Consider the following 7,306-nt stretch of genomic DNA (forward strand, 5'->3'; position numbering starts at 1 on the left):
GGAAAGGAGTGCGTGGTCAGCGCGTTCCGATCCTGCCCGCTTTGGTGGTCGACTTCCTGCCCGTGCTGCGGATCTCCCACGGTGTCCCCCATGCAGTACGGCCGTGAGACGGTGGACGCCCAGGGTACTGCCGGGGTGGTGAGCGCAGCCAAACCTTTCCACCCGTGTGGCGCAAAAACGAATGTCCGGAATCACAGGGCGATTCCGGACGTTCGTTCCCCGTCGCACGGACGGTCAGGTCAGGTCAGGTCAGGAAGGCTCCGCAGGCGCTGCGGGCCACCCACCGGTGCGAGGAGATGGTGTCGTTCGCGTTGACACCGTTGGTGAACCGGTTGTCGGTCAGGTTGTCGGCGTAGAGCTCACCCGGCGCGAGACAGGCGTGGCCGCCGCCGAAGCCGGAGTTCTCGTAGAACGCGACGTGGTCGAGGCCACCGGTGAAGCCGCGGTTCATGACGGACGTCGCCCTGTCCTGCGAGCCGACCCACCAGTCACTGTTGCCCGCGGAGCGGATCAGTTCGGCGCCCGAGCAGTCCAGGTCCTCCCAGGCGTACATGTTGCCGTTGCGTGGCCCCCACTTGCTGTCGCAGCCCGGTCCGGCGACGGTGTTCCCGGCCGCCTGCGAGGTGGTGGCGGGTACGACGACGCCCAGGGCGGTGAGCCCGAGGAGGGCGGCCGTGACGGTGAACTTGCGCATGCTGTTTCCCCTCGTTTTCTCTGACGATTCCTCTGACGATGTGGTGCATCGGTGGTGGTGCGTTGGCGGTGGTGCGTCGGTGTCGGCGCACCGGGCCGGTGGCCCGGCGTGCCCTCACCGGGGGCGGTGTCCGCCCAGGAGCGGGGAGTGGTCAGCCTCGCTCCGGAACGATGCGCACCGCCCGGTCGTAGGCCCGCTGACCGAGGTGCCGGTAGGTGTCGATGTCCTTGCCGAACCGGTCGCGCAGGCGGTCCAGGTAATACGTCTCCCGCGCCGTGGCCACGGCGCGCAGGGAGGTCTCGCGGGCACAGGTCGCGTCGGCGACGGCGGTCTTCCGCTCGGCGGCGAACGCCTCGCCGGCGCGGTCCGCACCCAGCCGGACGGCGTTGGCCCGGACGGCTTCCCGGGCCGCCTGGGGGTCCTCGTAGGGTCGGCCCGCCCTCTTCATGCACCGGGACCAGGCCCGTACCGCCGCGGTCAGGTGACGGTCTTCCATCAACTCCTTGCCGTAGAGGGCGTTGAGGCCGGTGGCGATCTTGCCGGTGCGATACCACTCGGCCGGGTCGCCGTAGAGTGCGCGCTCGGCCTCCTCCGTGCAGCCGCCGACGCGTTTGCGCGTCTCCCCGCCGCCCGGCAGCGATGCCATGAGCATGCGGGCGCTGCCGCCGCCGTCGAGCGCGGTGTCGAAGGCGATGCGCCGGGACGGGGAGAGGTTCCGGCGGTAGGTTCCGTTGGGGTTGCTTTCGCGGACGCGCAGGCTCTTCACTTCGATCCGGCCGCCGTACCCGTACGTACGGGCCCAGGCCACGTCGTCCTGCACGTAGCGCACCGGACGGCTCTCCCGGAGCGTCAGGCCACGGTCCTCCCAGTAGGTGAAGCCCTGGCGGTTCATGCACTGCCTGGTCAGACGTTGCTGCGCGTCGGCGACGCGCAGTTCCTGTTGCCAGGTCAGTGCCCGGGGACGCGGACGCGGATCCTGTTGTGCCCGGCCGTCGCCGCCGCCACCGCCGTCGCCGCATCCGGTCGTGACGGCCGCCACGACCGTCACGACCGCGCACAAGGACACGAGTGCACGTCTCATGGACCCAACCTCCCTTCGCTGCCGCTTGCTGACGAACCCAGACTTGCCCCGCTGCCGACGGAGGTCGACGGGTTTCCTGTTGCCCGCCGGGCGGCTGCCCGGGAAACGAGGCGTGAGCAGGGGAAACGCGGGGATGGAGGCAACGCGGTGGGGACGGTCGGAAGCGGTGCGGGTAGCGGTGCGGGTGAGGAGCGGCCCCCTCACCGCGTCACGATGCGGCCCGGGTCGGCCCCCGGCTCGTCCGCAGCAGCCGCACCTGCTCTCCGAAACAGCGGCCTCTTCCTCGTCACCACCCTGGCCGACGACTGGGGCGTCACCGACCGCTGCTCCGGTCCCGGCAAGACCGTGTGGGCAGTGGTGGGCACCGTGCCGGGCAGCCGGGTCGGCGCCCTCCACCAGGCGCCCGCCGGATCGCCCGGCGCCGAGCCTGGCAGCAACCCATCCCGGGCCGCAGAAGAACTCTCACAGTTATCTTTTTCGCGGTCCTGCAAGAGGGCCGCCGGCCTCCGGGCTCGGCATGGCTGTTGCCCCCTGTCGAACCGATGACCCGGGGGTGGTGTCACCGGGCTCGACGGGTGCCGTCGGCGACGGCAGCTCGTTCCCGTCCGCCGCCCATCTGGCCTCCTACGCCGACCTCGCCCCGGCCACCAGGTCATCGGGAGCCTCGATCCACGGTGAACACGCCCCCAGAAGCGGCAACCGGCGGCTCAAACGCGCGATGTTCCTCTCCGCGTTCGCCGCCCAGCATGATCCCGCCTCCCGTACCTACTACGACCGCTGCCGGGCCCGCGGCAAAACCCACACCCAGGCCCTCCTCCGCCTCGCCCGCCACTGCATCAGCGTCCTGTTCGCCATGCTCCGCGACGGAACCTTCCACGAACCCAGGACCCCACGACTCGCTTGACGAAAGACATGGAGGCACCCCCTTCCTCATGTGCCCGCTGCCGACTGCCGTGCGGTGTGTTCGGCCTTGGCCAGCCAGTCCGTGTACCAGCGGGCGAAGGTGACCGGCTTGCCCTCGGTGTCCAGGAGTGGCTCGAGGTCGGCGTCGTCCACTCGGGGATCGGACCAGACCGTGCCGCGGTGAGGGCCGCTGATGATCAGCCATTCCCGCAGAGCACAGCCCAGGTGGCAGATCACGATGGCGCCGGCGGTGCGCGCGGGGGCGAACATGACGGCTCCCCATCGCTCGTCCCAGGCCTCGATGGCGTCGTCGAAGTCCTCGATCTCGTCGAAGTCCTCCTCTTCGGGGCGCTCGGCCGTGAGCGCGTCGAGGAGTTCCGGGTCCGGGCCCTTCTCGGGGAACGGCTGGGCCAGCGTGGAGAGGTCCGCCAGGTAGGCGCCGTCTCCCTCCCAACGCCAGCGGCCCTGCACGCGCCGTACCGGGAAGAGACCGTAGGCGGGGCCCGCGCCGCCCCCACCTACCTGAGTGAGGAACGTCCGGTACTCCGCGGGCAGGCTTACGCCCAGCTGGGTTTCCAGCTCCGTGAGTTCGTCTTCGGTAAGCGGCTCCTCCAAGGCCCAGTGGTGTCCGTGCGAACCGAACACCTCGCTGCCCGCCGGCAGCGCGCCCAGCGCCGCGACCCGCTCCCGCACCCCGGCCCACCTCTGATCAACCATGCGCAGACCCTATGTACCCCCACTGACACAACGGGCCGGATGGTCTTCCGCCGGACGGTCGGCTCAGGGCAGCCACCGCCGGGAAAGCATCGTCGGTCGTCGCCCTCGACCAGGAGACGGCGGACATTGACCCCTGATGCCGGTCAGTGGCGTCCCGTTCGGCGACTCAGGCCCAGGGGTCGGGAATCACCTCGGTCGGGGACTGGGCGCTCTCGTCCGTCCGCAGAACGGCACGGTGCACCTCACCGGCCTGAGCGATCAACACGTCGGGGACGTCCGACTCGTAGAAGCGCAGGTGTCCGACGGCACCGACGCTCGTCGTACGCGCGCCGAGCCACAGCACGACCCTGCGCAGATCGTCGAACTCGTCAGGATGCACCTCCTGCCGCACGGTCAGCGCCCAACCACCGCCGGCGGAGCACAACTCCCCCACCAGGACGCCACCGATCCGCCGCGCCGGCCCACGGGCGCCCCAGAGGGGATACTCGTACCCGTCATGGCCATCGTGCCCGTCGTCCTGACGGCTGCCTTCCTCTCCCAAGTGCCAGCGGAGCAGGGCGAGGTCCTGTGGCGGGAGGGAGTCCGGCAGGTCGAGCGTGAGCTGGAGTTCGTAGATGTCGGCCATGGCCCAAGGCTACGAACGCGCTCAGCCGGCATCGGCCGGCCACCCGACTGGTACCGGTCCGACGCCGGTTCTCACTGTCATCACTACGTCAAGCTGTCAGCTCGTGGCCGGTATCTTCCTCCGCCCCGTGCGATGACCCCATGGCAGTTACGGTCTGGCGACCTCCTGTCGGAGCCGGCGGGTGAAGCGGCGGAGGAGGTCCAAGGTCTCTCTGTGATGTGCCTTGCGATCCTTCCTGCCGTCGGGAGGCCGGGTGCTCCAGATCTGACGCGCCAGAGCGTCAGCGAGATCGATGATGTCGTGGGCACACAGGAGATACAGGGCCGAGCAGGCTTCCTGCATCCGGGCCACCAACTCGTTGGCGCCGGCTCCGTCGTCGCTCAACTGTGCTTCCCGGAGATGGTCGAAGAGCTGACCTGCAGCAGTGTTGAAACCGACCCCTGCTTCGAGTTTCTGCTCACGAAGCCACATGCGGTCCTGTCGGCGCGCGGTGAACCAGGACCCGAAAACGGCTCCTAGGAGGCCGAGACCGCCCCCGATGGCCACAGACCGTATGTTCTCCACCGCTGGCCTCCTGGCATGTGGACCACGCCAGGCTACGCAAGCCGTCGAAGCTGCCGTGCCCCACTCGACGAGCCGACTTCGACAACGAGGTGAGCCGAACGAAACAGCCCGGTTCTACGGTGCCAGGGTGCGCAGGACGCAGAACTCGTTTCCCTCGGGATCCGCCATGACCACCCAGTTCCGGTCCGGGCCCTGGCCCACATCCGTCCTGGTAGCGCCGAGGCCGATCAGTCTGGTCACCTCGTCCTCGGTGCCGCAGTCGACCGGACTGACGTCGAGGTGAAGCCGGTTCTTCACGGCCTTGCCCTCGGGCACCCGGATGAACAGCAGGGTAGGCGGCATCTGACGGGCCCGGACCTCCTCGACGGTCGGCACCCAGGAGCCGATCTCGACCTTGCCCTCGCTCCGGTCGATCACCTCGAAGTCCAGGGCTTCGCACCAGAAGGCCGCGAGTCTCTCCGAATCACGGCAGTCGACGGCCAACTCGGTGAACCTGCTCGTCATGACTCCCCCAGACAGGGCAACCACCGGGACACACTCACGCCTCCTCGGCAAACCCCACGAAACGAAACGCAACCCCACCCCGGCCCAACCATTCCCCTCTCGTACGTCACCTCGGCGGGAAAGCCTACGCGGGAACGCAGGCGTCGAGGCTCCTTACCCGAGGGACCTCGACGGCGATGCCTCGGCTCGCCCATGTGGGGCGCCCCTGCCTCCTTATCCCCTTGCCGGGCTCCAGTCGCCCCTCTATGGTTTCTCGCATGGGATCTCTGTGAGGATGAGGATGCGCGGCGTTGAGCTGGACTCCGTTGCCGCATCCAGCAGCGTGCTCGTGACATACCACTGAACAACACCGCTGGCCGACCGGTTCTGTCCGCTGCGGTGGCGTCGGTGTCGTCCTCCGGCCGTTTCGCCGAGCGCGCTCACGCATTCCCTCATCCTCACGGTGAATCAGGAGACACACGCGTGCCGATTGCGCAATGCGCATTGCATGACATCACCAAGCACTACCACGACTGCGTCGTACTCGACCGGGTCGGCTTCACCATCAGGCCGGGCGAGAAGGTCGGAGTGATCGGCGACAACGGATCCGGCAAATCCACGCTGCTCAAGCTCCTCGCCGGGCGCGAGCAGCCCGACAACGGCCTGCTCACCGTGGTCGCCCCCGGCGGCGTCGGCTACCTGGCGCAGACGCTGGAACTGCCGCTCGACGCCACCGTCCAGGACGCCGTCGACCTGGCCCTGTCCGACCTGCGCGAGCTCGAAGCGGCGATGCGCCGGGCTGAGGCGGAACTGGCCGAACACGACACGGACGGCCCCGACACGGACAGCCCCGCATCCGAGCTGTCCGCCGCCCTCCAGCGCTACGCCGCCCTCGTCGAGCGGTATCAGGCCCGTGGCGGCTACGAGGCCGATGTGCGGGTGGAGGTCGCGCTGCACGGTCTCGGGCTGCCGAGCCTGGACCGCGACCGGAAGCTCGGGACCCTCTCCGGCGGCGAGCGCTCCCGCCTCGCCCTCGCGGCGACGCTGGCCTCGGCGCCGGAACTGCTGCTGCTCGACGAGCCGACCAACGACCTCGACGACCGGGCGACGGAATGGCTGGAGGAGCACCTGCGGGGCCATCGCGGCACCGTGGTCGCGGTCACCCACGACCGGGTGTTCCTCGACCGGCTCACCACCACGATCCTGGAGGTCGATTCCGGCCGCGTCACCCGCTACGGCAACGGCTACGAGGGCTACTTGACGGCCAAGGCCGTGGAACGCGAGCGGCGGCTGCGGGAGTACGAGGAGTGGCGCGCCGAACTCGACCGCAACCATGGGCTGATCGCCTCCAACGTGGCGCGGATGGATGGCATCCCGCGCAAGATGTCCCTCTCCGTGTTCGGTCACGGTGCGTACCGCAGGCGCGGGCGCGACCACGGCGCGATGGTGCGGATCCGCAACGCCAAGCAACGTGTGGCGCAGTTGACCGAGAACCCGGTCCCGGCCCCCGCGGACCCGCTGTCCTTCGCCGCCCGTATCGACACCGCGGGCCCGGAGGCGGAGGAGACGGAGGAGGCGGCGGTCGAGCTCACCGACGTGCGCGTTGCGGGCCGGCTCGCCGTCGCCTCCCTGAGCATCCGCCCGGGCGAGCGACTGCTGATCACCGGTCCCAACGGTGCGGGCAAATCCACCTTGTTGCGAGTGCTCTCCGGGGAACTGGAGCCGGACAGCGGATCGGTGCGCGTCGGCTGCCGGGTCGGGCACCTGCGGCAGGACGAGACGCCCTGGTCGCCCGAGCTGACCGTGCTGCGGGCCTTCGCCCACGGCCGGGACGGCTACCTGGAGGACCATGCCGGAAAACTGCTCTCCCTGGGCCTGTTCAACCCGTCCGACCTACGGCGACGGGTGAAGGACCTGTCGTACGGACAGCGGCGCCGGATCGAGATCGCCCGGCTGGTGAGCGACCCGATGGATCTGCTGTTGCTGGACGAGCCCACCAACCATCTCACCCCGGTACTGGTGGAGGAACTGGAGCAGGCGTTGGTGGACTACCGGGGTGCCGTGGTCGTCGTCACCCACGACCGCCGGATGCGGTCCCGGTTCACCGGTGCCCGGCTCGCCGTGGACCACGGGCGCGTCGTCGAGTTCAGGACGAGCTGACTCCTCGGTCCCGCCCCGGATCCGGTGTGGTGCTGCGGACCCGGATGACCGAACCGAGCCGATCGGGAGCGTCTTCGCC

7 protein-coding genes and 1 pseudogene are annotated in these 7,306 nt (G+C 69.4%); 2 read left to right on the top strand and 6 right to left on the bottom strand.

Annotated features, from left to right (window positions below):
• Positions 1-244: 244 nt before the first annotated feature.
• A complete protein-coding gene (locus tag AOK11_RS05125; RefSeq protein ID WP_055592424.1) occupies positions 245-694 on the bottom strand; it encodes a peptidase inhibitor family I36 protein in 450 nt (149 codons plus the stop codon).
• Between the two features lie 151 nt (positions 695-845).
• Positions 846-1,775, bottom strand: a complete 930-nt coding sequence (locus AOK11_RS05130) for a hypothetical protein (protein ID WP_240497227.1) — start codon at positions 1,773-1,775, stop codon at positions 846-848.
• 580 nt (positions 1,776-2,355) lie between these two features.
• Here AOK11_RS05130 and AOK11_RS05135 point away from each other — a divergent pair.
• Positions 2,356-2,679 (top strand): annotated as a pseudogene (locus AOK11_RS05135) (transposase); the annotation flags it as partial.
• Between the two features lie 26 nt (positions 2,680-2,705).
• On the opposite strand, the gene AOK11_RS05140 reads toward AOK11_RS05135, so the two are convergent.
• The 4 genes from AOK11_RS05140 to AOK11_RS05155 all read right to left on the bottom strand — a co-directional run bounded on the left by AOK11_RS05140 (position 2,706) and on the right by AOK11_RS05155 (position 5,088).
• Positions 2,706-3,395, bottom strand: coding sequence for an SMI1/KNR4 family protein (locus AOK11_RS05140; protein ID WP_055592426.1), 690 nt, complete (start codon positions 3,393-3,395; stop codon positions 2,706-2,708).
• A gap of 166 nt (positions 3,396-3,561) precedes the next feature.
• Positions 3,562-4,020 carry a hypothetical protein gene (locus AOK11_RS05145; RefSeq protein ID WP_055592427.1) on the bottom strand — a complete coding sequence of 153 codons (459 nt, stop codon included), beginning with the start codon at positions 4,018-4,020 and terminating at the stop codon, positions 3,562-3,564.
• Between the two features lie 147 nt (positions 4,021-4,167).
• A complete protein-coding gene (locus AOK11_RS05150) occupies positions 4,168-4,584 on the bottom strand; it encodes a hypothetical protein (protein WP_055592428.1) in 417 nt (138 codons plus the stop codon).
• 114 nt (positions 4,585-4,698) lie between these two features.
• Positions 4,699-5,088 carry a VOC family protein gene (locus AOK11_RS05155; RefSeq protein ID WP_055592429.1) on the bottom strand — a complete coding sequence of 130 codons (390 nt, stop codon included), beginning with the start codon at positions 5,086-5,088 and terminating at the stop codon, positions 4,699-4,701.
• A 462-nt stretch (positions 5,089-5,550) separates the two neighbouring features.
• On the opposite strand from AOK11_RS05155, the gene AOK11_RS05160 reads away from it, so the two are divergent.
• Positions 5,551-7,227, top strand: a complete 1,677-nt coding sequence (locus AOK11_RS05160; protein ID WP_055592430.1) for a TlrC/CarA/OleB/SrmB family ABC-F type ribosomal protection protein — start codon at positions 5,551-5,553, stop codon at positions 7,225-7,227.
• Positions 7,228-7,306: the final 79 nt, after the last annotated feature.

It is taken from the genome of Streptomyces hirsutus, from assembly GCF_001418415.1.
GTDB lineage: Bacteria > Actinomycetota > Actinomycetes > Streptomycetales > Streptomycetaceae > Streptomyces > Streptomyces hirsutus.

Bases quoted from the DNA above. Each gene is read 5' to 3' on its own strand.
- AOK11_RS05125 (WP_055592424.1), bottom strand. From the start codon at position 694: ATGCGCAAGTTCACCGTCACGGCCGCCCTCCTCGGGCTCACCGCCCTG.
- AOK11_RS05130 (WP_240497227.1), bottom strand. From the start codon at position 1,775: ATGAGACGTGCACTCGTGTCCTTGTGCGCGGTCGTGACGGTCGTGGCG.
- AOK11_RS05140 (WP_055592426.1), bottom strand. From the start codon at position 3,395: ATGGTTGATCAGAGGTGGGCCGGGGTGCGGGAGCGGGTCGCGGCGCTG.
- AOK11_RS05145 (WP_055592427.1), bottom strand. From the start codon at position 4,020: ATGGCCGACATCTACGAACTCCAGCTCACGCTCGACCTGCCGGACTCC.
- AOK11_RS05155 (WP_055592429.1), bottom strand. From the start codon at position 5,088: ATGACGAGCAGGTTCACCGAGTTGGCCGTCGACTGCCGTGATTCGGAG.